The sequence below is a fragment of the Ochrobactrum sp. BTU1 genome (assembly GCA_018798825.1).
Taxonomy (GTDB): domain Bacteria; phylum Pseudomonadota; class Alphaproteobacteria; order Rhizobiales; family Rhizobiaceae; genus Brucella.
On sequence record CP076357.1, the window covers coordinates 173,687 to 197,673 of the forward strand.

A 23,987-nucleotide genomic window follows, 5' to 3' on the forward strand; every position below is an offset into this window, starting at 1 on the left:
TAGGATGATACAAGCAGCGAAAAAAGACACGTCGCCAAATCATGTTATAAGTATTGCCGGGATGCATAAGTGGTACGGGGCATTCCATGTGCTTAGAGACATTAATCTTTCCGTTGCTCAGGGTGAACGTATTGTCGTTGCCGGTCCTTCGGGTTCCGGCAAGTCAACCATGATCCGTTGCGTCAATCGTCTGGAAGAGCACCAGAAGGGCCAGATCATTGTTGATGGCATTGAGCTCACCAATGATCTCAAGAAGATCGACGAAGTGCGCCGCGAAGTCGGCATGGTGTTCCAGCACTTCAACCTCTTCCCGCATCTGACCATTTTGGAGAACTGCACGCTCGCACCGATCTGGGTTCGCAAAATGCCAAAGAAGCAGGCGGAAGAAATCGCGATGCACTATCTGGCACGCGTGAAAATTCCAGAACAGGCCAACAAGTATCCGGGCCAGCTTTCAGGCGGTCAGCAGCAGCGTGTGGCAATTGCCCGTGCGCTTTGCATGAGCCCGAAAGTCATGCTGTTCGATGAGCCGACCTCGGCACTTGATCCGGAAATGGTCAAGGAAGTGCTTGATACAATGGTGAGCCTTGCAGATGAAGGCATGACGATGATCTGCGTAACGCATGAAATGGGCTTTGCCCGTCAGGTCGCAAACCGCGTGATCTTTATGGATCAGGGCCAGATTGTTGAGCAGAATTCGCCAGCCGAGTTCTTCGACAACCCGCAGCATGAACGCACCAAGCTGTTTTTGAGCCAGATACTCCACTAAGGCCCTACCGGTGGCAGCGCCCGCGCATCGCGCGGCCACTTCAAGCTCGCAAAGCAGCGATCGCATTGGCGATCAAAACAGCGCAGACGCAGATTTTTGAATGGGAGCCAAAGTAATGAGGAAAGTCGCGCTACGAAGGATTGCGTTTATTTCCTCTATCTTGGTTGTGGGTATTTCCGTTACGAGCTGTGCAGAACGCTCGGGCAGGGATTGGCCGGGAAGCTGCATCATTCAGTGAACTTAAGCTGGGTCAACGATCAGGTTTTCTCTACCAGCGGGCAGGCCAGGACATAAAACTGCAGATCGATGATCTCCAGGAGAGATCTGCTTGTTACGCTGCGGCTCGGCCCGTTGATTGCTGGAAAAAAATAAGTCGACGCTGTTCCAAATCACTGCACGCGTTTAGGCTCGGCTCACTTGGCGACGATAGGGCTGCAGAGATACGAATATTCCCCGACCATGAGAACCTGGCAACATCTATTGCTGGATTGCCTCCTCACCCACGAAGACCTCTCGTCTGGACATTAACGATTTCTCTTGCCAACGCGATTCTGTCGCTTTCGGTTTCAGCACTTCTAGGTTGATACCAGATCGATAGCCAGTTGACCGCGCCCAAGACTGCCTTGGTCGCGATCGACACATCGACGTGGCGAATGCTGCCGTCTTCAATCCCCTCCCGAATGACTTGTTTGAACAAATCCTCGAAACGGCGTCTCACAGAAATAAGGTCGTTGAGCGTACGGCGCTGATCTGGGGTGGTCGCCGCGAGCTTATGCATGTGAACACCTTGCACCACGACCGCTTCGAAAGCGACGTTGTTCATCATGGCGAGCGCGTGCGCCATGAGCATCTCCTCAAGTCGGTGCAGGCCGGAACCGTTGAGCACCATGACGGGTTCAACGGCTTTGAACAGTCGATCCATGCCTTCACGATGAACGTCGAAAAAAAGATCTGTCTTTGATGAGTAGTAATGATAAATGCGCCCCTTCGTCGAGCCCATCCTGCGCGCCACGTCATCAATGCTAGTAGTTGAAAAGCCTTGCTCCATGAAGCACTGAGCGGCTGTTTCTAGGATGACGACATTCCCAGTACTGTCTGTTCGGTTACTTCGGCGGCTTTCAGCCATCTGCTACTCCAATTTTATGCGTCGATAAGCGGCACCTTAAGCCTAGCAAATTTCGACAGTAAAATGCCACTAGACAAACCCATGTTCAAGTGCATACTACTCGGTATGTTGTTGATTAGTGTGTCCATCGACCATTTTTCAACGCTCGGAGGATGATATTTTGGAACTAAGCCCGAATTCTGCAGCGTCGGCTTCCCCGGCAGGTATAGAAAGCGAAGTCCTTTATTCGGACTGGGTCAAGATCGATCAACAGCTTGTTGATCGATTTGCGGATGTGATCGATGATCAACAGTTCATTCATACCGACCCTGTGCGTGCAGCAAAAGAAAGTGATTTCGGAGGAACTATTGCACATGGTTTCCTGATCCTTGGTTTGTTGACCAAGCTCAGCCGCGCGGTTTTACCGGAAGCTACCACGGGTACTGTCGAAATCAATTATGGCTTCGACAAGGTCCGCTTCCTCGCTCCAGTGAGAGTGGGGTCATCTATCCGTGGTGTGTTCAGTTCGAAATCAATTCAGTCGAAGGGGAATGGTAAACTTCAGACCCTGAATGCGACTGTTGAAATCAAAGGCGAAGCCAAGGCGGCGCTGGTCGCTGAATGGCTTATTCTTACGGTAGGTTGAGGATCATAAAATGGCTATCTCCTTTGAAAATTCCGTCGCAATCATAACAGGCGCGGGAGGCGGGCTTGGACGTGCATACGCGCTCGAACTGGCAGACCGCGGCGCAAAAGTTGTTGTTAACGATTTTGGCGGTAGCCGCGACGGAAAAGGTGGCGCGTCTGAGGCCGCTGAAAGTGTTGTCGCAGAAATCAGAGCCAACGGCGGCGTTGCTATTGCAGACGCAGGCAACGTTACAAAATTCGAAGATATGCAGGCGCTGGCCAAGCGCGTAGTTGAGGAATTCGGACGCATCGATATCCTCATTAACAACGCGGGTATCTTGCGCGACAAAAGCTTTGCGAAGATGGAGATGGCTGATTTCCAGGCAGTGGTCGACGTGCACCTTTTTGGTTCAGCTAATGCAAGCCGCGCTGTTTGGGACATCATGAAGAGCCAGACCTATGGCCGCATCCTGATGACAACATCTACGTCGGGCGTCTATGGTAATTTCGGTCAGTCCAACTACGGAGCGGCGAAGGCTGGGTTGGTCGGCCTGATGAATGTCTTGCACTTTGAAGGCGAAAAGTACGGCATCCACGTCAACGCGATTGCGCCAACGGCTGCCACGCGCATGACTGGTGATGTACTTGACGAGGAGATGCTAGTACGTCTCGCACCCGAAAATGTCGTTCCGGCCGCTCTCTTTCTCGTCAGTGAACAAGCACCAAGTCGGACTGTTCTGCTCGCAGGAGCAGGTACAGTGTCCCGTATGGCGATTGTGGAAAGCGAGGGCATTTATCTGCCGAAAGGCGAGCGTACGCCCGAGGCGGTAGCCGCGGCTTTCACTAAAGTTGACGACTTGACCAGTTTTATTGAAACTGGGGCCGGGTTGGCGCATGTTGAACGCATCATCGCAAGGTCGAGGGCGCAAGAGGTTGTCAAATGACGACCTCACGACCCCGCCTGAAGGCCGAATCTCGTTCGGCTTTTCGAGAATTTTACGAAATGCAGACGCGCTGGAGCGATATGGACATTTATGGCCACGTCAATAACGTCGTCTATTTGCAATATTGTGATGCAGCATTGAACCGGTCATTGATCGCCGCCGGCGCTCTGGAGCTGAATGGTTCCACGCCAATTGGTGTAGTGGCGCGCAATTCAACAACCTATTTTTCCGAGATTTCATATCCTGGTAATATCGTCGTTGGGGTTCGCGTCGAGCACATCGGTAACACGAGTCTGCTTTGGGGCTTTGGCATTTTCAAGGATGGTGAAGAATTGACGGCTGCCGCAAGCGAATATGTGCATGTCTATGTCAACCGAGAAACCCGACGGCCAGTTCCGCTTACCACGGAACTTAAAGAATTAGCCGCAAGGCTTTACGTTCAAGGATCGGTGGAGGAATTGTGATGAGAGAAGCTGTAATCGTATCAACGGCTCGGACGCCTATTGGCAAAGCCTATCGCGGAGCTTTCAATGATACCACAGCTCCCGCGCTGGCGGGACATGCAATTGCGGCGGCTGTCGAGCGCGCAGGCATCGATGGAGCTGAGATTGAGGACGTCGTCATTGGCGCAGCGCTTCAGCAAGGAACGACCCACATGAATATCGCACGCACATCGTTGCTGCGGTCGGGTCTTCCTGCCTCAGTTCCTGGCCAATCGATGGATCGTCAATGCGCGTCTGGGTTGATGGCTATCGCAACTGCTGCCAAGCAGATTACGGGCGATGGCATGATGATTACCATTGGTGGCGGCGTTGAGCAGATATCCCTGGTGCAAAACGAGCATATGAACGTGCATCGCTGGAACGATGCGTGGCTGACTGAGCGTCTTCCTGCTACTTACATGAGCATGATCGAAACGGCTGAGATCGTTTCTGCGCGCTATGGCGTCTCACGTGAGGCGCAAGACGAATATGCACTGCAGTCACAGCAGCGTACTGCTGCGGCCCAGTTGGCGGGACGGCTCGACGCCGAGATTGTACCCCTTCGGTCGATCATGTCGGTCAAAGATAAGGTTTCAGGTGAGGTTTCGGCGAAACCCGTCGAACTGACCAGGGACGAAGGTAACCGGCCCGATACCACATTGGCGGGTTTGGCGGGACTGAAACCGGTTTTTGCTGGCGGCCAGACAATCAGCCAAGGTGGTTATGTTACCGCTGGCAACGCCTCGCAACTATCTGACGGAGCGTCCGCATCTGTTCTTATGGAAGCGAAGGAAGCGGAAAGACGTGGTCTTTCTCCGCTCGGCATTTATCGCGGGATGGCTGTTGCTGGATGCGAGCCTGATGAGATGGGCATTGGCCCGGTATATGCCGTTCCGAAACTTTTGAAGCAACATGGTCTGACGGTCGATGATATCGATCTGTGGGAGTTGAATGAGGCCTTCGCAGCACAGGTTCTTTATTGCCGCGATAAGCTTGGCATTGATAATGAGAAACTCAATGTGAATGGCGGCGCTATTTCGATTGGTCATCCTTACGGAATGTCTGGTGCGCGTATGACGGGGCATGCGCTCATTGAGGGCAAGAGGCGTAACGGGCATTATGTAGTAGTCACCATGTGCGTTGGCGGCGGCATGGGCGCTGCAGGCCTTTTCGAAATTTGTTGAGTCAAAAAAAGGCCGATTTATTCGGCCTTTTTACGGTATTAACGGCGGTTTTGATTAATATGCGGCCTGATAAATCGTCAGCGCATCAGCCTCAGTTACCTTGCGCGGATTGTTGACCAGAAGGCGGGTCTGTTTCATTGCATCGCGCGCAAGCTTGGGCAGATCATCTTTCGCAATATTCACGTCGCGCAATCGCTGGGGCACTCCAAGTTCACGGCTAAGCTCCGCCAGCCTTTCTACAAAAGCTTCTCCCCGCAATTCCGCAGATATAGCGCCGAGTTCGGGAAAGACATCTGTCGCAATTTCCGCGTAGACATGGCTCGCCTCCGGGAGATTGAACCGCAGCACATGCGCAAGCACGAGCGCATTGGATAAACCATGCGGGACATGGAAATGCCCGCCAATCGGATAGGCCAACGCATGAACAGCCGCAACCGGCGAATTGGCGAAAGCTTGGCCAGCGAGCAGTGAGCCGAGCAGCATGGCGGCCCGTGCGTCGCGATTTTGTCCTTCAAAGACCGCTGTACGGATATTGGCACCAAGCAGTTGCAGGGCATTGCGCGCCAATGAACGAGACAAAGGGTTATTGTTGGAGGAAGCAGACGTGTATGCTTCGATGGCGTGCACCATTGCATCAATGCCGGTGGCAGCTGTTACCGCTGCTGGCAAGCCGACAGTCAAGTCAGCATCGAGAACTGCCATATCTGGAAGCAGAAGGGGCGAGACGACCCCCTTCTTTTCGGACGCTCCAGTTGTGATGATCGATATGGGGGTAACTTCCGACCCTGTTCCTGCCGTTGTTGGAATTAAAACGAGCGGCAAGCGCGGCCCGCGTGCGATATTGACACCATAAATGTCGTTCAGCGCTTCACCGCTCTTTGCAAGCAGTGCCGCAACCTTTGCAACATCCATCGAGGAGCCGCCGCCGATGGCGAGGACGCCAGTAGTTTCATGCGCTACAATCTGATCCTTCAGGGCGATAACATTGCTTTCGGGCGGGTCAGCCTGCACATCATCAAAAATTGAAATGGCAATCCCTGCCTGCTCCAAGGCTTTTGTCGCAGGGGTAAGCAGCCCAAGGTTTCGCAACCCCTTGTCGGTCACGAGCACAACGCGCTTGCCCAACAGATGCCCGGCAATCTCGACAATCTTTGTCAGGCCGCCGTTTTGCAGGACGATTGATGGCGTTGTGTTGAATACGAAGTTTTCCATGATGTCTGGGTCTTTCGAATAATAGATAGTGGGCGTGCGGAGCTCAACTTGCCCGCGTCACTCTCAGCTCGCGATCGACCGTGTTTTCGGTAACTCCTTCGCTACGCAAAACATGTTTCTGGATTTTGCCACTGGAAGTCTTTGGAAGAGATTCCTCAATCCGTACATATCTTGGTACCATAAAGCGAGGCAGCCGGCCTGAAAGAAACTCGAGCAATTCATCCGCAAAAATCTCCTCCCCTTCCACCGGTGTAACGACGATCAGGACTTCGTCTTCGCTCAATTCGCTCGGAACAGCTATTGCTGCGCATTCTTTGACACTATCGTGGAAAAGTACTTCGGCCTCTAAAGCGAAAGACGATATATTCTCACCTCGTCGCCGAATTACGTCTTTTAGGCGATCAACAAAAAAATAGACCCCATTTTCGTCTTTGCGGAAGCTATCGCCGGTGTGAAACCAGCCGTTGCGCATGGCTTCGACTGTGGCTTTCGGATTGTTGTAGTAGCCCTTCATTAAAGCCCAGGGGCGGTCAGAGCGAATGACCAGCTCACCTGCATTGCCGTCGGGCACTTCGATATCGTTTTCGTCAACGACGCGTAGCTGATACCATGGACGCGGCTTGCCCGCGATGCCCTTTTGTGTAATGCCGGGCCCAGCAACCAATGGGCTCGCAATCTCGGTCATGTTGTAGATAGTCCATGCTTCTACGCCAAATCTCTTTGCGAATAATGGGCCATCTTCTCCAAATGGAGTAATGAAGGCGCGGCGCAGCGGGTGGTTCCGATCATCCGGTGATGCAGGCTGCTTTAAGAGGAAGCTGGCCATTACACCCAACAACAGACAGTAGGTCGAGTTCGTTTCCCGAACAGCCTGCCAGAAATGTTGGGTTTTAAACTCGCGCATCATGCCAATTGAAAGTCCGCGCGCCAGCATCGCATAGACATAAAGTGTAGAGCCGCAATGGAAGATTGGACCGCAAATCATACAGCGATCCGCTTCATCCACGCAATCAAAGGCGTCAGGCCCCATCGTAAAAAGCTGCACATACGAGGTTATGACACCCTTGGCATTGCCCGTTGTGCCTGACGTGTACATTATTGCAAGCGTGTCCCAGGGTTCAATCGGCGTTTCGAGGGAGAGCTCAGCCTCGCTGACCGTACTAACATCAGTCAGAGGTAGGATTTCCACATCAGCAATTGAGTGATTTTTCCAGCCTTCAACCACCAAAACTTTCTGTAATTTTCCAGGAGCGACGTCATGCAGCCGGTCTATCAGATCGGCCTGTGCGACCATGAGCGCCGCGTCCGCGTCGTTGAGAATATGCTCCAATGGACGTCCGAGGGCGGCGGTATTTATCGGAACATAGACAGCGCCAATATAGCAAATTGCAAACCATGTAGTGAGCAAGTCCGGACCATTGCCCATAAAGCAGAGGACGTGATCGCCACGCTTTACGCCATGGGATTGCAGAGTAGCTGCTCGTTGTCGAACGCGGTCTCGGGTCGTCTTGTAATCCCATTCTGTCGATGGCCAAAAATGTACGAATGGTGCCGTGGGGCGCTCCGTTGCGTGCTTATCGAGAAGATAGCGTAATACGCAATGGTTACGGTTAAGCGCGCGCTGGTCTGGCGTCATGTTGTGTGTTCCTCCTACCCTGGCCGGAACTAAACCTCAAAAGAGGCCAGTTGCAAACCCATTCGGAATATGCAACATACTCGGTAGTATGTCAAAGCGAAAACATCAAGGATGAGGGAAATGGCCATAGTCGATATCAAAAGCGAGGGAGCCATTGCGGTGGTGCGCTATGATCGTGGCGGCAAGGCCAACGCTCTCAATGAAGAATCGATTAATGAGCTCATACGAGCGGCGGATGGTTTATCGGCCGACGATAGCGTCCAGGTCGTTATCATTACCGGCACTGAAAGCCGTTTTTCAGGTGGAGTAGATCTTAAGGACGATAATCTATGGCGCAATGATGCCGATGCTACATCTCGTCATCGGGCTATGTCGCTCGGTGGCGTCATGTGTGATCGTTGGCGTTTGTTACCGCAAATCACAATTGCAGCTGTCGAAGGGCCAGCTGTGGGTGGTGGCGGAATTCTGGCCCTTGCCGCAGATTTTCGCGTTATGGCTCAGGGTGCCTTCTTTCAGTTTCCAGAAGTCCGACTGGGCATGACACTGGGCTGGGGCGGACTTCCCTTGTTGTCATCGCTTATAGGCCCGACACGCGCGAAGCGTGTGCTTTTTGCCAATGAGCGGATTGGCGAGCATGACGCGCTCAATATGGGTCTTTGCGACAAGGTTGCTCCATTGGGCGGTGCGGTCGACGCCGCAAAAATTTTTGCGCAGACAATCGCTGAATGCTCGCCGTTGGCTTTGCGGATGACAAAAAGGGCTATTGATCAGCAACACCGCGGCAACTGGGCTGCGCCTTATGAAGCAGATCAGTTTTATCTGGCGAGGTTGATTGCGGAAAGCAACAGCCAGTCGGGTTAACACCGTTATTACTTTGGGAGGAGGAAAACCATGATTATGAATTCAAGGATGCTCATTGGTGCGCTTGCCGCAATGATGCTTGCGAGCCCAGCTTTAGCGGAGCCCGTTCGACTGGGCGTACTGACCGATATGTCCGGTATGAACTTCGACCTTGCGGGGGACGGCTCAGTCGTTGCCGCTAAGATGGCAGTAGAGGATTTTGGGGGCAAGTTGAATGGCGAGCCGATTGAAATCATCGTTGGCGACCATCAAAATAAGCCGGATATCGGTTCCACTCTGGCGCGCAGCTGGATTGATGAGAAGAACGTAAAAGCCATTATCGACGTGCCAACATCGTCGGTTGCGATGGCCGTCCAGGAAATAACACGCAACAAGGATGTGGCATTTCTTGCATCTACTGCGGGCTCCTCGGATCTGACGGGGAAAGCTTGTTCTCCGACAACGGCGCAATGGACCTGGGACACTTATTCTCTGGCTAATGGCACTGGACGCGCCATGACGCAGGAGGGCGGTAAGAAATGGTACTTTATTACGGTCGACTATACGTTCGGTCATGCCCTTGAGCGAGATACCGCAGAAGCAGTCAAGGCAAGTGGCGGGGAGGTGGTGGGCTCGGTTCGTCATCCGCGCGAAACCACTGACTTTTCTTCTTTTCTGCTTCAGGCCCAAGCTTCAGGCGCTGATGTGATTGCGCTCGCAAACTCTTCGGGCGATACGATGACCGCTCTCAAGCAGGCCAGTGAATATGGCGTTACTGAGGGCGGGCAGAAGATTGCGGGTATGTTGCTCTTTCTCTCGGACGTCCACAGCGTCGGCCTCGAGACTGCAAAAGGCCTGACACTGACGACTGGCTTTTACTGGGATTATGATGACCAGACACGCAACTGGTCGAAGCGATTTGGCGAACGCATGAACGGCAAAATGCCGACAATGGTACATGCCGGAGTTTACTCAGTCGTTATGAATTACCTAAAGGCCTCTGAGGCGGCAAAATCGACAAGTGGTAAAGCGGTGCTCGACAAGATGCGCACGATGGATATCAACGATTTCTTCGCCCGCAATGCCAAGCTGCGAGCTGACGGCCGAATGGTGCACGACATGTATCTTGTTCAAGTCAAGTCGCCAGAGGAATCCAAGGGGCCGTGGGATTACTACAAGGTGCTTCGCACCATTCCGGGCGACGAAGCATTCCGTCAACTCGATAAGGGCGGCTGTCCTCTGGTCACGCAGTAAGAGGCTGATGGCATGAACACAGCAACTCAAAATACTACGGCTCTGCGAGAAGCAGAGCCGTCGAGGATTGTTCTTTCTGCTCGTGGGCTAGGCAAATCTTTTGGCGGCTTTCATGCGGTGAAGAATGTCGATCTTGATGTAGAGCACGCCCGCGTTCATGCCCTGATCGGGCCAAATGGTGCAGGCAAGACGACCGTTTTCAACCTGCTCACCAAATTCCTCCAGCCGACAAGCGGCGAGATTACGCTTCTTGGCGAAAACATCACCAAAACCAACCCTGCCAAGGTGGCGCGGATGGGTCTGGTGCGCTCGTTCCAGATTTCCGCAACCTTCCCGCATCTGACGGTGCTGGAAAACGTGAAGGTCGCGCTTCAACGCCCAAATGGTCTCGCAACGCAGTTCTGGCGTTCGCTGTCTGCACTGGATCAGCTCGACGCAAAAGCGATTGATCTTCTTGAGCGCGTGGGCCTTAGCGATGCCCGCCATGCGCTGGCCGCCGATCTTTCCTATGGCCGCAAGCGCGCGCTTGAAATCGCCACCACACTGGCACTCGATCCGAAAGTTCTGCTGCTTGATGAGCCAATGGCAGGCATGGGGCACGAAGACGTGCACATCATTGCCGCCCTCATCACCGATGTAGCAAAAGATCGTGCGGTGCTGATGGTCGAACACAATCTCAAAGTGGTGGCCGACATCGCCCATCACGTCACGGTGCTGCAACGCGGCGAAATCCTCGCATCGGGCAATTATGCCACCGTCGCACAAGACGAGCGCGTCCGCACCGCTTATATGGGAACTGAACATGAATAGAGGCCAACCCCTGCTCTCAGTGCGCGGGCTTAATGCCTGGTATGGCGAAAGCCATGCGCTGCACGGCGTCGATCTCGATATCTGGCCCGGTGAAACCATCACGCTTTTGGGTCGCAATGGCGTCGGAAAGACCACAACGCTGCGCGCGATCATGGGCATTATCCGCAAGCGCACTGGAACCATCACGCTTGATGGCAAAGATATTCTGCGCGTGCCGCTGCATCGCATAGCGCGCACGGGCCTTGGCTTCGTGCCGGAAGAACGCGGAATTTTTGCGACGCTCAACGTGCATGAAAATCTGCTGCTGCCACCCGTCGTCGGCAAGGGCAGCGGAGCCATGTCACTCGACGAGATTTACGAGCTCTTCCCCAATCTCTATGAGCGCCGCAACAGCCCCGGCACCAAGCTTTCGGGTGGCGAACAGCAGATGCTGGCGATTGCCCGCATCCTGCGCACCGGCGTCAAAGTTCTGCTGCTTGATGAGCCAACTGAGGGGCTTGCACCCGTCATCATCCAGCGCATCGGTGATGTGCTGGTGGAACTTAAAAAGCGCGGCATGACTGTGTTGCTGGTCGAGCAGAACTTCCGCTTTGCAGCCAAAGTCGCGGACCGCTTTTATCTGATGGATCATGGTGTGGTGACGGAAAACTTCCCAACCGCCGAGCTGCCAGCACGGATGGCATCGCTCACGCAAGCTCTGGGGGTTTGAATCAATGACAATGATTTTTGGAATACCTTTGCAAGCGCTTCTTGGGCAGTTGCTCGTAGGCCTCATCAATGGCTCTTTCTACGCCATGCTTAGCCTCGGCCTCGCCATCATCTTCGGGCTTTTGCGCATCATCAATTTTGCCCATGGCGCGCAATATATGCTCGGCGCATTTGTTGGCTACCTGCTGTTAAGCGGCCTTGGCATCGGCTATTGGCCAGCGCTTATTCTCGCTCCACTGATCGTGGGTCTGGGCGGTGCCATCATCGAGCGCGTTGCACTTTCAAGGCTCTATAATCTTGATCCGCTCTATGGCCTGCTGTTCACTTTTGGTCTGGCGCTCGTGATCGAAGGCACTTTCCGCTATTATTATGGTGCTGCCGGTCAACCCTATGCCGTCCCGCCATCACTTGCAGGCGGCAATAATCTCGGCTTCATGTTCCTGCCCAACTATCGCGCATGGGTGGTGGTGGCGTCACTCGTCATCTGTATCGGCACATGGCTGCTGATCGAGAAGACCAAGCTTGGCGCTTACTTACGCGCCGCAACCGAAAACCCGACACTGGTCAAAGCCTTCGGCATCAATGTGCCACTGCTGCTCACCTTCACTTATGCGCTCGGTGCAGCTCTCGCTGGCTTTGCCGGAATTCTGGCGGCTCCCATCTATCAGGTCAGCCCGCTGATGGGGTCAAACATCATCATCGTGGTCTTTGCCGTGGTCGTGGTCGGCGGAATGGGTTCGATCCTTGGCGCCATCATCACCGGCTATGTGCTGGGGCTGGCAGAAGGTTTGACCAAGGTGTTCTATCCCGAAGCTTCCAGCATCGTCATCTTCGTTATCATGGCTATCGTCCTTCTGGTGCGACCCGCCGGACTGTTCGGGAAGGAGGCCTGATATGACTGATACTGTTCTCAAAGCAACGGCGGCAAACCATCAGGCAAAAGCGCCAGCCCTCAACAGCCTTTCGGCGGTCGTTCTGGCGATTGCGGTGGCTGGATTGATCGTAGCACCCTTCATGGTCTACCCGATCTTCCTGATGAAGATGCTGTGCTTTGCGCTCTTTGCCTCCGCATTCAATCTGCTGCTCGGCTATACCGGCATTCTATCATTTGGCCATGCAGCCTTCTTTGGCGGTGCTGCCTATGTGACGGCTCATGCGGTCAAGGAATGGGGTGTAACGCCCGAAATCGGCATCCTGCTTGGCGTGCTGGCCGCGGCATTACTCGGCCTGATCATCGGCTATCTCGCCATCCGTCGTCAGGGCATCTATTCAACGATGATCACGCTTGCGCTTGCGCAGATGTTCTTCTTCTTCTGTCTGCAAGCGGCCTTTACACACGGCGAAGATGGTCTTCAGGGTGTGCCACGCGGCTATCTCTTTGGCTTCATCGACCTTAATCAGCCGATGAATATGTATTATTTTGTGCTGGCTGTGTTTGTGATCGGGGTCTTTGCGATCTGGCGCATCATCAATTCGCCTTTCGGCATGATCCTCAAATCAGTCCGCGAAAACGAAAACCGCGCCGTATCGCTGGGCTATTCCGTCAATCACTACAAGCTTGCAGCCTTTGTCATGTCGGCAGCGCTTGCAGGCCTTGCAGGCGGCATGAAGGCACTTGTCTTCCAGTTTGCAACACTCACCGATGTGGGCTGGCAGATGTCGGGCGAAGTGATCCTGATGACGCTGCTTGGCGGCATCGGTACACTGATCGGCCCTATCGTCGGCGCAGCCTTCGTAGTCGCTCTTCAGAACTATCTCGCAACCTCGGACTTCCCCGTGACAATCGTCACTGGTGTCATCTTCATGGCCTGCGTTCTGCTCTTCCGTAGAGGCATCGTAGGCGAGTTTTATGCTCGGTTCGAGCGAGGCAGAAAGCAATGACAATTGGAAAGCTCATCTACGGCACTCGCGTAGCAAACGAATGGATTGACTATAACGGCCATATGGCGGATTACGCCTATGGCATCGTATTTTCGCACGCCGCCACCGCTTATATGGAGCGAATTGGCGTTGATACAGCATATCGTGAGGCGACGGATGCCACGCTCTATACCTTAGACAGTCGTATCGGTTATTTGAAAGAATGCCATATCAACGAAGCGTTAAACGTTGAAGTGTCTATCCTGGATGCTGACTACAAACGTATGCATGTGTTTATGCGGCTGTTCAACGCGAATGGAGAAACATTAGCGCTCTGCGAGCAGCTTTTGATGCACGTGAGTAGAGCGAACGAAGTTCCACGGGCTGTCGATCTGCCGCAAGAAGTGCTTGATTTTGTATTGGCGGACATGGAATATTCGAAGACCGTGGAAAAGCCGGAGTGGCTTAAAGGGCGTGTCGGTCTGCGAAGAAAGCAGTTTTAGACGTTTCATCGTCAGACGAACGTATGGCGATGGGAAAGCGAGTTTATCCGTTCGTGATCCTTCAAAGCGGAGAGCGAATGTTAGGGATGGCGGTCCGCGGTGTTTCTTATTTGCAATCGGCACCGCTGGTACCTCCTAATTAGTAGAAGTCAGGGGCGGGCTTTCTATTTAGCTTTCTTCGCTACAGTATCAGCGCTGTTGCGTTTTGGTCTGCCCAAAAGGTTGTTGAATGCTGCATCCTCAACGATATAGTGGGGCAAGCTTTTTGGTGGAATCGCGAGTGGAAGAGTATTCCAGTAGTGTCGTAGGAGGTTTCTTTGGGAAAGAATCCACCAGATCGAGGCGATAAGCCGCTTCCACATCGTAGGTCGCCTTCTATATGGCCCTATATCGTTCTGCTAATCCTCGCATTTTCAGGTGTATACGCGTATCACCAAATAACGATGATGATCGCAGATTTTGGGAGAATGGCGAATGACTTCGGCCAATTGTTCAAGTGGTTGTGGTCGTTCATTGGCGAAAAAGATGGTATGTAGATTCATTATCCCGGTACAGCGCTAATCTGAAAAAGAGAAACGCCTGCAAATCAGACCCCGATAGCTTAACAATGCTATCGCCAGCGGAATAAGAGATGCGTGGCGTCCGTCCCTGAGCCTGGTTCTTGTCGGGAATGGGACTTGATGGCGGTGGTCGGGCACATCATACTTCGTCAGTACGTCGGTACTCCGCTGTACGATGCCTGTCTGAAGAGTTGACCAATAATGGCAATACAGTCGTTCATCAAATACTAATACTTCTTGTCGCTATGAAGCTGGGAAGGTATCGCTCGATCTTAAATCTCGGATCGGGATGCCGTTCCTCGAAAAAGTGCGTCATCATGAAGCCGGCGGCGAGTTGCGCACCGATCTGAGACTGTAAGTCGTGCCCGAAAATAATTGGCTCTTTCCGTCTTATTTTCTCATTCAGCTCACGCGGGCTTAAGTCAGTGAGGTCGGAATAGGGTGTTGGAAAGCGTAGACGAATGAGATCATTGTCATCGGTGGAGTGAGTGCGGTCGGCGATAAAAATCGCAGGATTAAAGAAACTGCTCATCAGCGCGCCCCCCGTGCGCAATACACGGCGGCATTGATGCCAGACTGGTTTGATATCCTGCACATACTGGTTCGATATCGGATGCAGGATGTAGTCGAAAGCACCGGTGGGGAGAGACGAGAGGTCACACATGTCGCCATGCACGATCGCGATCGACAGATCATCGCGGCGAGCAACGATCGCATCCTTGTTTAACTGCTCCTCCGACAGGTCAAAAACGGTTACTTCTGCACCCGCTGCAGCGAGCACCGGTGCCTGCTGACCACCGGCGGATGCCAGGCAGAGCACTTTCTTGCCTTTCACGTCACCAAGCCAATCGGAAGGCAATGGCTGCGGAGTGAGGTATATTTGCCAGACGCCTTGCTTTGCAGCCGCGATGACATGTTGGCTTACCGGTTGAGACCAGGGGCTGCCCTGTCGAGCCTGATGATCCCAGGCAGAGGCGTTGTGAGCGAGAATTTCAAAATTATTGAATTTTTGTTCCATGAAATCCATTCTTGCTCATCAAGGAAGTCGAAACTACCTTGTCTTTGCCAAAATATACCGTGGAATTGCCATGTCGGAACCTCATCTCACTCTTGCCGATGTCGCAAGCGTCACGCAGCCAGATAATATCCGGGCGATAGAATGGCAGGAGGAGCAGCCGCGCACCACATTATTGCACTCACATTCGCAAGGGCAACTCATCGGCAGTCTTGCGGGCATGTTGTCAATCAGCACGCCGCTCGGTTGGTGGGTCGTGCCTACCTCACATGCAATCTGGATCCCACCTAACATCTCGCATGCGGTGTGCTCTCATGGGCCGTTCAGAGGATGGAGTGTATATGTCAGCGAACCTGATTGTAAAAAATTGCGTTCAACACCTCAAACACTGCGTGTCACAACCCTGTTGAAGGAACTTGTTCACCGAGTGGCGTTTTGGAATGAAAAGCCTCGGACGGAAAAACAGAAGCGGTTAGGGAGAATTGTAATTGACGAAATTGGCGATCTGGTCGAGGAGCCCTTAGGGCTTTCCAATCCAACCGACCCGCGTCTTCGACGGATAGCCGACGCGATATTGGCCGATCTCGCAGACACGCGATCAGTCGAAGATTTGGCGAGGTGGGGAGGGATTTCCCCACGTACGTTGGCGCGGCGCTTTCAAGCTGAAACCGGCTTGGGTATTGTCGCCTGGCGACAGCGAGCACGCACGCTAAAGGCGGTCACGATGCTCGCCGATGGCCTTGGGGTCACCACTGTCGCTTTGGATCTCGGTTATAGTAATGTCAGTGCGTTCATTGCGATGTTTCGCCGCGTAACTGGGCTGACACCTGGGGAGTATCACCATCGTCAACGGTGAATTCGATGGTCATCACCGCGCTTCCAACAATTTCCAGCCATTACCAGATGGGTCGCGAAAGCTTGCGTCGACGCCGCCGAAGCGGCTAATGGGCTCCTGGGTGAATTCGACGCCTTTTGCCGTCAAAATTTCATGCGCGGCGCGACAATCATCGACCACCATCACCAGCGGCGGCATTGCACCCTTAGCGACGATCTCGTCAAGCAGATCTGAAGTTGCGCCGTTTACTGTGGGCGGTTGCGGCCGGAACAACCCGAGTTGGAAGCCGGGCTGGTCTGGAAGCTGAACTGTCAACCAACGATAGTCCCCGCTTTTTGCATCAGTGTGAATTGTAAATCCTAGTTTCCCGACATAAAAATCGAGCGCCTCTTCCTGGTCGCGTACATAAATGCCCGCCACCGCTATTGCTTGATTTGTAATTGCTCTGTCCATGACTGCTCTCCTGTTTGTCATAGACCGCGTTTAGCAGCCTTATCCTGTCGCCGCTTCTCCGAAACTGCTATTGTGAGGTCGGGACGTTGAGCCGCACTGACGAAGCAGTGTGGCACACGATTGAGTGGGGGCGTGCCCGCTCTTTCGCTGCTGCGGTGTTCGGAGGGGTTTTCACCTGTGATGTCGTGGAAAACGCGACCGAATGTGCCTAGGCTTGCCCAGCCAGTCTGAAACGCTATTTCGGTTACCGGCTCTTCGGTATCCCGCAGCATTGCCTTCGCGCGCTCGATCCGGCGGGAAAGAAGATAGCGATGCGGTGGCACCCCAAACGCCGTCTTGAACGCGCGGGCGAAGTGAGCCTCTGAGACACCGCTTACCTGTGCTAATCGTCGAACGGACCATGACTCATGCGATGCAGCATCCATTCTGTCCTTAGACCTCAGCAGGCGACGCAAGAGGGCTGGATCTTGTCTTTGATAATTCTTTTTCACCATTTCGCGACTTGCCGAGACCCGTGGTTGAAAATTCTGGTATGATAAGAAACTCGTACTTAATTACACGATCTCCCCTATAAAGACGTTCTGAATACATTTTTCAACGGACTTCCGTTTATTTGAAGCATGAAGATACGCGATAATTCGCTTGTCTTGGCGTCCGTACTCATGATTGCCATCAACGCTGATAATTGGTGATGATGTGCGGTCGTGCTGGCTGATTGGAGGATATTACGGCCGGTGGCGCAGTGCTGTCAGGAAATCTTGGACAGATGCTCGTAATGGCTCGTTTCGTCGATGAAAGGCGATTATTGAGACCGGCGGCAGATCGGAAATTGGCACTGAAACCAGACCCTGCATCGCGTAGTCTTTCGCGGTCATGGCATCCACTATACCAACTCCGCCACATGCGCGCACTAGGCTGCATACTGTCCCACAGAAAGGCACGACACAAACTGGGTCATAATTTAACCCTTGAGCGGCAAAAGCATTGCGAATAGTGCCCCCCATGGGTGACCAATCGGCATTATAACAAACAAGTGGATTTTTCGCGAGAATGGAGCAGCTAAGCGATTTTGACGTAGCCAGCGGATGGTCAGACTGCAGAACCGCCACCAACTGTGTCTGCCCCACGATATAGGAATGAAACTCGGCCTTTGGTGGTAAAGCCATTTGTAAACCGATGTCAGCTTCCTCTTTGCGTAAGTCCTCCTCAGGTGTGTGAACCCTTAAAAGCAGGCGCTGTTTCCAGTTATGATAACCAGCTTTCAACAGAACGGGCCCAATAAAACTCTCGACGAGCGCTGGTGTTGCCGAAACTGCGACTGGCCGTGACGCGCGATGGCGTAATGTCGATAGTTCAGAGCGCACGAGGGTATGCGTCGAAAAAATCGGCATGGAGAGCGCAAAAAGCTCATTTGCCTCGCGCGTAGGCTCAAGCCGATTACCGGTCCGATGAAACAGAGAGAAGCCTAGTCTGCTCTCCAGGCGTTTCAATTGTCCGCTGACACTGGGCTGAGATATTCCTAGTAAACGGGCGGTTTCTATCGTCGTCCCGACACGCATAAGCGTTCCAAACAGTTCCAGCTCGCGTAAATCCATTATCAGCCTATTAATAAGAGGTAGCTGATTTATTATTATCCTTACATGTGGTTGTTGTCTAATTTCTTCAGTAACGAAGCGGCGGCTATAAAAATAAGGGGACGCCGCTTTAGTGCAAGCAAATGGTGTAGGAGCACTCTCATGCTTTTCAAGATCAGCCTAAAGGGCTTTTTCCTTGCGTCTGTTTTTTCGCTTTCCGCCTTCACGGCACAAGCTGATCCACTGCGTGTCGCAATCGGTTTTGATCCCATTACACTCGATCCGATTGCAACCAGCGATAATGGTTCGATCTGGACCCAGCTGCTTATTTTTGACACGCTCGTTCGTCCGGATAAAACAGGCGAGAAGCTCGAACCAGGCCTTGCGGAAAGCTGGACTGTTTCACCAGATGGGTTGACGCTGAACTTTAAGTTGCGAGAAGCAAAGTTTTCTGACGGCACTCCAGTAACTGCTGAAGACGTCAAATTTTCTATTGAGCGTGCGGCCTCGAAAGAATCCGGTTGGGGCCGATTTTATCGCCCGATTACTGGTTTTGAAATTGTCGGCCCCCGTGAAATCACGATGAAGCTCGCCGAACCCTTCACACCGGCCTTCAACAATCTAGGGCTATTTGCGGCTGCTATTTTGCCAAAGGCACAGGTGGAAGCCAAAGGAGCAACTTTCTTCGATACGCCGGTTGGCTCAGGTCCTTTCATGCTGAAATCCTGGGTACGGGGCTCGAAAGTGGAACTGGCTAAAAATCCACATTACTGGCAGCAGGGCAAACCTTTTGTTGAGGAGGCACGTCTTGACGTCGTCACGGAACCTTCAGCGCGCGCCATCAAACTTGAGGCAGGCGAAGTTGATGTGGCGCTGGATCCACCGGTTAATCAATTAAAGGAGCTTGGCAATAAGGAGGGTATCAGTGTTGGCCAGACTATCCCTTATCGCGCCGACTTCGTACAGCTCAACACGACACGCAAACCTTTTGATGATGAACGTGTGCGTCAGGCCCTCAACTATGCGATCGACAAGAACGCACTGGTACAGGGTGTGCTTTATGGGGCTGGCAAACCCGCTGCATCGGCCATGCCTGTCATGGCCTATGCCGATCCGAACCTTGCTCCTTATCCCTATGACCTTGCCAAAGCCAAAGCGCTTTTGACGGATGCAGGTTATGCAAGTGGTTTTGAAGCACAGCTTGTTGTTGATTCAGGCGCTGCAACCAGCCGAAACGCGGCCATTGCGCTTCAAGCAATGCTGCAACAAATTGGTGTGAAGCTTAAAGTTCAGATGCTTGAGGGCGGCACGCAATGGGAAACAACCAAAGCAGGCAATTACGACATGTCGGTGTCTTACACGACATCTGACACGATTGATCCCGATCAAATCATTGGGTTTGTAGCCGTTAACCCGGAACGCGCCAACGCTTACCACACCCAGTGGAAGAACGATCGGCTCAATGAACTTTACACGGAAGAACGTAAGACCGTCGATGGTGAAAAACGCGGCGCAATGTTTAAAGAAATGATCAGTATTCTGCATGACGGAGCGCCATATATTTTCCTCTATCATCCTGCAACCGCTTGGGCGGCCCGCAACAATGTAAAAGGCTTTGAAGTATTGCCTACCTCAAATTTCCGTCTTGAGGATGTGAAACTGGAAAAATGAGGGATCAATATTCCTCGCGTTTCGCCCCTGCTGTCCGCGTTAAGACAGCAGGGAGCAATAATCCTGACGCGCAAAAAATGAACGGCACTTCGTAGCCTAGCCGCCGGCAATTAGGCAAGGTCTGACACTTCTAACGAGTTGTGCCATCCGCATCACGAAAGTCACTTTCGAATGCGGATCGACGCCAAAGTCAAACGTTAGCGAACACCATGATCTTTTCCATCTTAAAACGTCTGCTGATGCTGATCCCGGTTCTGTTAGGGATTACACTGATCAGCTTCCTGCTTTTGCAGATCGTGCCAGGTGACCCGGCGTCACGTGCAATGGGAACGCGCGCCAGCGCCGAGGAGTTGCAGGCAATGCGAGAACTCTGGGGGCTCGATAAGCCGATATGGATGCAGTATATCTATTTCCTGCGTGATTGCTTGACGGGCAGCTTCGGCGTTTCGATCTTTCACAAGCAACCAATTATTACGCTGGTAATGGAACGATTGCCTTTCACACTTGCGATTGTGGCTTACTCAACCATTATCGCGCTTCTGATCGCACTACCATTTGCCATCACTGCCGCCATTTACCGCGGCCGCTTCATCGACAACGTCATCCGTCAGGTCTTTGTTGTGCTCATAGCTATGCCGCCGTTCTGGCTTTGCTATATGCTGATTATCTGGTTGGCACTCGGCATGGGCTGGTTTGCTACGGGCGGTGTCGGAACCGGCTTCTGGACCAATTTGAATAGGCTATTTCTGCCTTCTCTGGTTGTGGGCCTTTCAACTGCTGCTCTTATACAGCAGAGCTTGCGCGCAGCCCTGATTGATACGATGAAAGCAGACTATATCGACACCGCGCGCGCAAAAGGTCTTCGGCGTTCGGAACTTTTTCTCCGGCATGTTTTGCCCAACAGCCTTATTTCTACGATATCCATTATTGGGGTTCGGGTAAGCTGGATCGTCGGGGGTACTGTCGTAGTCGAGAAAATCTTTTCTGTACCAGGTCTCGGAAGCCTGTTGATCGACGCTATCGTTTCTCGCGATTTGCCAGTGATCCGGGGGCTGACTGTCTTTTTCGCCATCATGGTTGTGATTGTCAATCTGATCACCGACATCTGTTACGCGCTGGCCGATCCGCGCGTCAGAATGGAGTAGATCATGTCCATGCTCCGCAAACTTCTGCATACCTGGTCTGGGGCGATTGGCATCCTTATGCTGCTCATAACACTGGCAGCTACAATCGTGACGCCGATATTGTCACCCTACGATCCCTTCGCACTCGATTTTGCGGGGGCAATGCAACCACCGTCTGCGCTCCACTGGTTCGGTACTGATAATTTTGGGCGCGATATTTTCACGCGCGTTCTGGCTGGGGCCGTATACGATCTGCGACTAGCGCTCATCTGTGTCTTTGGACCCATGATCATGGGTATTATGATCGGACTGGCTGCTGGCTATTTCGGTGGCATTGTTGATGCAGTTTTGATGCGGGTCACAGATATTGTTTGGGCATTTCCGTTCTACGTCCTTATTCTCGCGATAGTCGGGGTGCTCGGACCCAGCGAAACAAATCTCTATATCGCATTTTTCATCGTTAACTGGATCGGTTACGCACGCATTGTGCGCGGTGAAACTCTTCTCGTCTCGCGGCTCGAATATGTCGACGCCACCCGGGTTCTGCGGTTTGGAAAATTGCGCGTGATGCTGCGCCATATCATGCCGAATGTCGTTACGCCGGCGATCGTCTATTCTATGTCAGATGTTGTTCTCACGGTTCAGGCCGTGGCAGCAATGTCCTTTTTCGGGTTGGGTGTGCAGCCTCCCGCTCCCGAGTGGGGGCTGCTGATCGTAGAAAGTATCGACTATATGCGCGAGGCACCTTGGATGACCATTTTCCCAGGTTTGGCGATCGTCTGGATTGGCATTGCGTTCTCGCTGCTGGGCGAAGGATTGGCCACAACATTGAAGCCGAAGGGGTAGGTCATGAGCCTTCTTTCTGTCCGTGATCTCATGACCGAGTTTAATAGCCCATCGGGTGTCGTGCGTGCTGTCGATGGCGTCAGCTTCGATGTCAAGCCCGGCGAAATCTTCGGAATAGTGGGAGAATCCGGCTGTGGAAAATCAGCCACCTGCCGCTCGATACTGCGTCTTTTCGGTGGAGCTACAGCTCGGATCAGTGGTGGTCAGATATTGCTTGAGGGTGCTGGCGATCTGGTCGTCAGAAATGAAGGCGAGATGTCAAAAATCCGCGGACGCGATGTCGCCTTCATTTTTCAGGATCCGCTAACTGCTCTTAATCCTACAATGCGCGTCGGTAAGCAGATCAGCGAAGTTATACGCCGTCATAGAAATGTCAGTAAAAAAGAGGCCCGAGAGGCTGCGCTGCAGTTGTTGCGGGATGTTCACGTAACGTCGCCCGAACGCCGACTTGACGCCTATCCCCATGAGCTTTCCGGAGGCTTGCGCCAGCGTGTGGTTATTGCCATGGCGCTGGCGCTGCGGCCGCGCTTGATCATAGCGGATGAACCGACAACTGCTCTTGATGTTACGGTGCAGGACCAGATACTGCGGCTCTTAAAAGAGCGCCGTGACAGCCTTGGTGCTTCAATCATCCTGGTCACCCACGACCTCGGTGTCGTCTCGCAGATATGTGATCGTATGGCTGTGATGTATGCAGGGCGTATCGTGGAAACGGGCAAAGTTCGCGATGTCCTCGACAATCCGTCACATCCCTATACCAAGGCATTGCTTGCAGCACTTCCGGGGCAGGCCGCCCGTGAGCAAGAGCTCATCCCAATCCAGGGAACCCCACCAAGCCTCGTCAATCCACCTGATGGTTGCCGGTTTGCACCCAGGTGTTTCCAGGCTCAACCCCGGTGTGCTGTCGGTCAACCGCCGGCGTTGGAGTTACGTGGCAACTCAACGCCGAGCCATCTTGACGCATGCGTTTTGAACGAGGTTGCCAATGTCAGTGCTTGATTTTCGAAATATTGAAAAAAAGTTTCCAGTCAAACGCAGTCTCCGGGATATCATTACGAACCGGCCGCCAGTCAGTTTGCACGCTGTGCGAGGTGTGGATCTTGCCATCGAGCAGGGCGAAATACTGGGCATTGTCGGGGAATCGGGATGCGGCAAGAGCACTCTGGCGCGGTTAGGAGTCGGACTTCAGCCAGGCAGCGCAGGTGAGGTGCTGTTTCATGGCAAGCGGCTTGAGGGGCCAGACCAAGATGGCAGGATCCAAATGGTTTTTCAGGATCCGTATTCTTCGCTAAATCCCCGCATGACTATCGGCGCGCAACTCGAAGAAGTGATTTCACATTATAACCGCGATATTCCAGCAAGAGCGCGAAGGCAGCGGGCGCTTGATGTTCTTGGGGAGGTCAATCTGGTAGTTGAGACGGCGCTGAAGTTTCCGCATGCCCTGTCGGGTGGCCAAAGACAGCGTGTCTCTGTGGCACGGGCATTATGTGCCAATCCGCAGGTTCTGTTTGCCGATGAGCCAGTTTCGGCCCTTGACGCCTCGGTTCAGGCGCAGATCATAAATCTTATGAAACGGCTCAACAAAGAGAAGGGCCTGACCATAATTTTCATTTCCCATGACATGAATGTGGTGCGCTATTTGTGTGACCGTGTTGCAGTCATGTATCTGGGCGAAATTGTTGAATTGCAAGATAGTGCCGCTTTGTTTGCATCACCCCGCCATCCATATACAAAGGCATTGATTGCTGCGGTGCCGGACGTGCGTCGACCGCAGCCAACGGGTGAGCCAATCAGTGGTGAGATCCCTGACCCCTTCGCTGTACAGCAGGGGTGTCGTTTTGCGACCCGTTGTCCGATTTCCGAGAAAAAATGCGAGCAAAATCAAACTATGCATCTTCTTTCGAGTGGCGGGTCGGTTCGCTGCTGGAAAGCTGAGCGCATCTAAATCTTGAATGTTATGATAGGAAGAATATCC

25 protein-coding genes are annotated in these 23,987 nt (G+C 53.0%); 18 read left to right on the forward strand and 7 right to left on the reverse strand.

What is annotated here, in order from left to right:
* Positions 1-4 precede the first annotated feature (4 nt).
* A complete protein-coding gene (locus tag KMS41_24430; protein QWK81640.1) occupies positions 5-769 on the forward strand; it encodes an amino acid ABC transporter ATP-binding protein in 765 nt (254 codons plus the stop codon).
* A gap of 496 nt (positions 770-1,265) precedes the next feature.
* On the opposite strand, the gene KMS41_24435 is transcribed toward KMS41_24430, so the two are convergent.
* Positions 1,266-1,895 (reverse strand): TetR/AcrR family transcriptional regulator, encoded by a 630-nt coding sequence (locus KMS41_24435; GenBank protein ID QWK81641.1) that lies wholly within the window; start codon positions 1,893-1,895, stop codon positions 1,266-1,268.
* A 160-nt stretch (positions 1,896-2,055) separates the two neighbouring features.
* Between KMS41_24435 and KMS41_24440 the strand changes: the two genes are divergently transcribed.
* Genes KMS41_24440 through KMS41_24455 form a run of 4 tightly spaced genes read left to right on the forward strand, consistent with a single transcriptional unit; the run spans position 2,056 to position 5,111 of the window.
* On the forward strand, positions 2,056-2,520 hold the full coding sequence (locus KMS41_24440) for a MaoC family dehydratase (GenBank protein ID QWK81642.1): 465 nt from the start codon (positions 2,056-2,058) through the stop codon (positions 2,518-2,520).
* A 10-nt stretch (positions 2,521-2,530) separates the two neighbouring features.
* A complete protein-coding gene (locus KMS41_24445) occupies positions 2,531-3,445 on the forward strand; it encodes an SDR family NAD(P)-dependent oxidoreductase (protein ID QWK81643.1) in 915 nt (304 codons plus the stop codon).
* Complete coding sequence (locus KMS41_24450; GenBank protein ID QWK81644.1) at positions 3,442-3,909, forward strand: acyl-CoA thioesterase; 468 nt, start codon at positions 3,442-3,444, stop codon at positions 3,907-3,909. The genes KMS41_24445 and KMS41_24450 overlap by 4 nt, the downstream gene beginning before the upstream one ends.
* Entirely contained in the window at positions 3,909-5,111 is a 1,203-nt protein-coding gene (locus KMS41_24455; GenBank protein ID QWK81645.1) for an acetyl-CoA C-acyltransferase, read from the forward strand. The genes KMS41_24450 and KMS41_24455 overlap by 1 nt, the downstream gene beginning before the upstream one ends.
* A gap of 54 nt (positions 5,112-5,165) precedes the next feature.
* On the opposite strand, the gene KMS41_24460 is transcribed toward KMS41_24455, so the two are convergent.
* Together KMS41_24460 and KMS41_24465 are read right to left on the reverse strand one after the other, a co-directional pair.
* Positions 5,166-6,323: an iron-containing alcohol dehydrogenase gene (locus KMS41_24460; GenBank protein QWK81646.1), complete on the reverse strand. Its 1,158-nt coding sequence runs from the start codon at positions 6,321-6,323 to the stop codon at positions 5,166-5,168.
* A 43-nt stretch (positions 6,324-6,366) separates the two neighbouring features.
* A complete protein-coding gene (locus KMS41_24465; GenBank protein ID QWK81647.1) occupies positions 6,367-7,959 on the reverse strand; it encodes an AMP-binding protein in 1,593 nt (530 codons plus the stop codon).
* Positions 7,960-8,079: 120 nt separating this feature from the next.
* On the opposite strand from KMS41_24465, the gene KMS41_24470 reads away from it, so the two are divergent.
* Genes KMS41_24470 through KMS41_24500 form a run of 7 tightly spaced genes read left to right on the forward strand, consistent with a single transcriptional unit; the run spans position 8,080 to position 13,934 of the window.
* Positions 8,080-8,820, forward strand: a complete 741-nt coding sequence (locus tag KMS41_24470; protein ID QWK81648.1) for an enoyl-CoA hydratase/isomerase family protein — start codon at positions 8,080-8,082, stop codon at positions 8,818-8,820.
* A 30-nt stretch (positions 8,821-8,850) separates the two neighbouring features.
* Positions 8,851-10,053: an ABC transporter substrate-binding protein gene (locus tag KMS41_24475; protein QWK81649.1), complete on the forward strand. Its 1,203-nt coding sequence runs from the start codon at positions 8,851-8,853 to the stop codon at positions 10,051-10,053.
* Between the two features lie 12 nt (positions 10,054-10,065).
* A complete protein-coding gene (locus KMS41_24480; GenBank protein ID QWK81650.1) occupies positions 10,066-10,863 on the forward strand; it encodes an ABC transporter ATP-binding protein in 798 nt (265 codons plus the stop codon).
* Positions 10,856-11,572 (forward strand): ABC transporter ATP-binding protein, encoded by a 717-nt coding sequence (locus tag KMS41_24485; GenBank protein ID QWK81651.1) that lies wholly within the window; start codon positions 10,856-10,858, stop codon positions 11,570-11,572. The genes KMS41_24480 and KMS41_24485 overlap by 8 nt, the downstream gene beginning before the upstream one ends.
* Positions 11,573-11,576: 4 nt before the next feature.
* On the forward strand, positions 11,577-12,464 hold the full coding sequence (locus KMS41_24490; GenBank protein QWK81652.1) for a branched-chain amino acid ABC transporter permease: 888 nt from the start codon (positions 11,577-11,579) through the stop codon (positions 12,462-12,464).
* Position 12,465: 1 nt separating this feature from the next.
* The gene (locus KMS41_24495) at positions 12,466-13,452 is read left to right on the forward strand and encodes a branched-chain amino acid ABC transporter permease (protein ID QWK81653.1); all 987 of its coding nucleotides are present in this window, start codon (positions 12,466-12,468) and stop codon (positions 13,450-13,452) included.
* Entirely contained in the window at positions 13,449-13,934 is a 486-nt protein-coding gene (locus KMS41_24500) for a thioesterase family protein (GenBank protein ID QWK81654.1), read from the forward strand. The genes KMS41_24495 and KMS41_24500 overlap by 4 nt, the downstream gene beginning before the upstream one ends.
* A 780-nt stretch (positions 13,935-14,714) precedes the next feature.
* On the opposite strand, the gene KMS41_24505 is transcribed toward KMS41_24500, so the two are convergent.
* Positions 14,715-15,521 carry a class I SAM-dependent methyltransferase gene (locus tag KMS41_24505; GenBank protein ID QWK81655.1) on the reverse strand — a complete coding sequence of 269 codons (807 nt, stop codon included), beginning with the start codon at positions 15,519-15,521 and terminating at the stop codon, positions 14,715-14,717.
* Between KMS41_24505 and KMS41_24510 the strand changes: the two genes are divergently transcribed.
* On the forward strand, positions 15,511-16,365 hold the full coding sequence (locus KMS41_24510) for a helix-turn-helix transcriptional regulator (GenBank protein ID QWK81656.1): 855 nt from the start codon (positions 15,511-15,513) through the stop codon (positions 16,363-16,365). The two genes, KMS41_24505 and KMS41_24510, sit on opposite strands and share 11 nt — an antisense overlap.
* Before the next feature lie 12 nt (positions 16,366-16,377).
* On the opposite strand, the gene KMS41_24515 is transcribed toward KMS41_24510, so the two are convergent.
* The 3 genes from KMS41_24515 to KMS41_24525 form a co-directional block, all read right to left on the reverse strand.
* Positions 16,378-16,797, reverse strand: a complete 420-nt coding sequence (locus KMS41_24515; protein ID QWK81657.1) for a VOC family protein — start codon at positions 16,795-16,797, stop codon at positions 16,378-16,380.
* Positions 16,798-16,814: 17 nt separating this feature from the next.
* Entirely contained in the window at positions 16,815-17,291 is a 477-nt protein-coding gene (locus KMS41_24520) for a helix-turn-helix transcriptional regulator (protein QWK81658.1), read from the reverse strand.
* 231 nt (positions 17,292-17,522) lie between these two features.
* On the reverse strand, positions 17,523-18,392 hold the full coding sequence (locus KMS41_24525) for a LysR family transcriptional regulator (GenBank protein ID QWK81659.1): 870 nt from the start codon (positions 18,390-18,392) through the stop codon (positions 17,523-17,525).
* Between the two features lie 141 nt (positions 18,393-18,533).
* On the opposite strand from KMS41_24525, the gene KMS41_24530 reads away from it, so the two are divergent.
* From KMS41_24530 to KMS41_24550, 5 genes are all read left to right on the forward strand, one after another.
* Positions 18,534-20,042 carry an ABC transporter substrate-binding protein gene (locus KMS41_24530; protein ID QWK81660.1) on the forward strand — a complete coding sequence of 503 codons (1,509 nt, stop codon included), beginning with the start codon at positions 18,534-18,536 and terminating at the stop codon, positions 20,040-20,042.
* 209 nt (positions 20,043-20,251) lie between these two features.
* Positions 20,252-21,187: an ABC transporter permease gene (locus KMS41_24535; GenBank protein QWK81661.1), complete on the forward strand. Its 936-nt coding sequence runs from the start codon at positions 20,252-20,254 to the stop codon at positions 21,185-21,187.
* A 3-nt stretch (positions 21,188-21,190) separates the two neighbouring features.
* Positions 21,191-22,012: an ABC transporter permease gene (locus KMS41_24540; GenBank protein ID QWK81662.1), complete on the forward strand. Its 822-nt coding sequence runs from the start codon at positions 21,191-21,193 to the stop codon at positions 22,010-22,012.
* 3 nt (positions 22,013-22,015) lie between these two features.
* Complete coding sequence (locus KMS41_24545) at positions 22,016-23,011, forward strand: ABC transporter ATP-binding protein (GenBank protein ID QWK81663.1); 996 nt, start codon at positions 22,016-22,018, stop codon at positions 23,009-23,011.
* On the forward strand, positions 22,998-23,957 hold the full coding sequence (locus KMS41_24550; GenBank protein QWK81664.1) for an ABC transporter ATP-binding protein: 960 nt from the start codon (positions 22,998-23,000) through the stop codon (positions 23,955-23,957). Before KMS41_24545 ends, KMS41_24550 begins: the two co-directional genes overlap by 14 nt.
* The last annotated feature ends 30 nt before the right edge of the window (positions 23,958-23,987 follow it).

Excerpts from the sequence above, each read along its gene's own strand:
- KMS41_24430 (QWK81640.1), top strand. The coding sequence starts at position 5 with ATGATACAAGCAGCGAAAAAAGACACGTCGCCAAATCATGTTATAAGT.
- KMS41_24435 (QWK81641.1), bottom strand. The coding sequence starts at position 1,895 with ATGGCTGAAAGCCGCCGAAGTAACCGAACAGACAGTACTGGGAATGTC.
- KMS41_24445 (QWK81643.1), top strand. The coding sequence starts at position 2,531 with ATGGCTATCTCCTTTGAAAATTCCGTCGCAATCATAACAGGCGCGGGA.
- KMS41_24450 (QWK81644.1), top strand. The coding sequence starts at position 3,442 with ATGACGACCTCACGACCCCGCCTGAAGGCCGAATCTCGTTCGGCTTTT.
- KMS41_24455 (QWK81645.1), top strand. The coding sequence starts at position 3,909 with ATGAGAGAAGCTGTAATCGTATCAACGGCTCGGACGCCTATTGGCAAA.
- KMS41_24460 (QWK81646.1), bottom strand. The coding sequence starts at position 6,323 with ATGGAAAACTTCGTATTCAACACAACGCCATCAATCGTCCTGCAAAAC.
- KMS41_24465 (QWK81647.1), bottom strand. The coding sequence starts at position 7,959 with ATGACGCCAGACCAGCGCGCGCTTAACCGTAACCATTGCGTATTACGC.
- KMS41_24470 (QWK81648.1), top strand. The coding sequence starts at position 8,080 with ATGGCCATAGTCGATATCAAAAGCGAGGGAGCCATTGCGGTGGTGCGC.
- KMS41_24475 (QWK81649.1), top strand. The coding sequence starts at position 8,851 with ATGATTATGAATTCAAGGATGCTCATTGGTGCGCTTGCCGCAATGATG.
- KMS41_24480 (QWK81650.1), top strand. The coding sequence starts at position 10,066 with ATGAACACAGCAACTCAAAATACTACGGCTCTGCGAGAAGCAGAGCCG.
- KMS41_24485 (QWK81651.1), top strand. The coding sequence starts at position 10,856 with ATGAATAGAGGCCAACCCCTGCTCTCAGTGCGCGGGCTTAATGCCTGG.
- KMS41_24490 (QWK81652.1), top strand. The coding sequence starts at position 11,577 with ATGACAATGATTTTTGGAATACCTTTGCAAGCGCTTCTTGGGCAGTTG.
- KMS41_24495 (QWK81653.1), top strand. The coding sequence starts at position 12,466 with ATGACTGATACTGTTCTCAAAGCAACGGCGGCAAACCATCAGGCAAAA.
- KMS41_24500 (QWK81654.1), top strand. The coding sequence starts at position 13,449 with ATGACAATTGGAAAGCTCATCTACGGCACTCGCGTAGCAAACGAATGG.
- KMS41_24510 (QWK81656.1), top strand. The coding sequence starts at position 15,511 with ATGAAATCCATTCTTGCTCATCAAGGAAGTCGAAACTACCTTGTCTTT.
- KMS41_24505 (QWK81655.1), bottom strand. The coding sequence starts at position 15,521 with ATGGATTTCATGGAACAAAAATTCAATAATTTTGAAATTCTCGCTCAC.
- KMS41_24515 (QWK81657.1), bottom strand. The coding sequence starts at position 16,797 with ATGGACAGAGCAATTACAAATCAAGCAATAGCGGTGGCGGGCATTTAT.
- KMS41_24520 (QWK81658.1), bottom strand. The coding sequence starts at position 17,291 with ATGGTGAAAAAGAATTATCAAAGACAAGATCCAGCCCTCTTGCGTCGC.
- KMS41_24525 (QWK81659.1), bottom strand. The coding sequence starts at position 18,392 with ATGGATTTACGCGAGCTGGAACTGTTTGGAACGCTTATGCGTGTCGGG.
- KMS41_24530 (QWK81660.1), top strand. The coding sequence starts at position 18,534 with ATGCTTTTCAAGATCAGCCTAAAGGGCTTTTTCCTTGCGTCTGTTTTT.
- KMS41_24535 (QWK81661.1), top strand. The coding sequence starts at position 20,252 with ATGATCTTTTCCATCTTAAAACGTCTGCTGATGCTGATCCCGGTTCTG.
- KMS41_24540 (QWK81662.1), top strand. The coding sequence starts at position 21,191 with ATGTCCATGCTCCGCAAACTTCTGCATACCTGGTCTGGGGCGATTGGC.
- KMS41_24545 (QWK81663.1), top strand. The coding sequence starts at position 22,016 with ATGAGCCTTCTTTCTGTCCGTGATCTCATGACCGAGTTTAATAGCCCA.
- KMS41_24550 (QWK81664.1), top strand. The coding sequence starts at position 22,998 with ATGTCAGTGCTTGATTTTCGAAATATTGAAAAAAAGTTTCCAGTCAAA.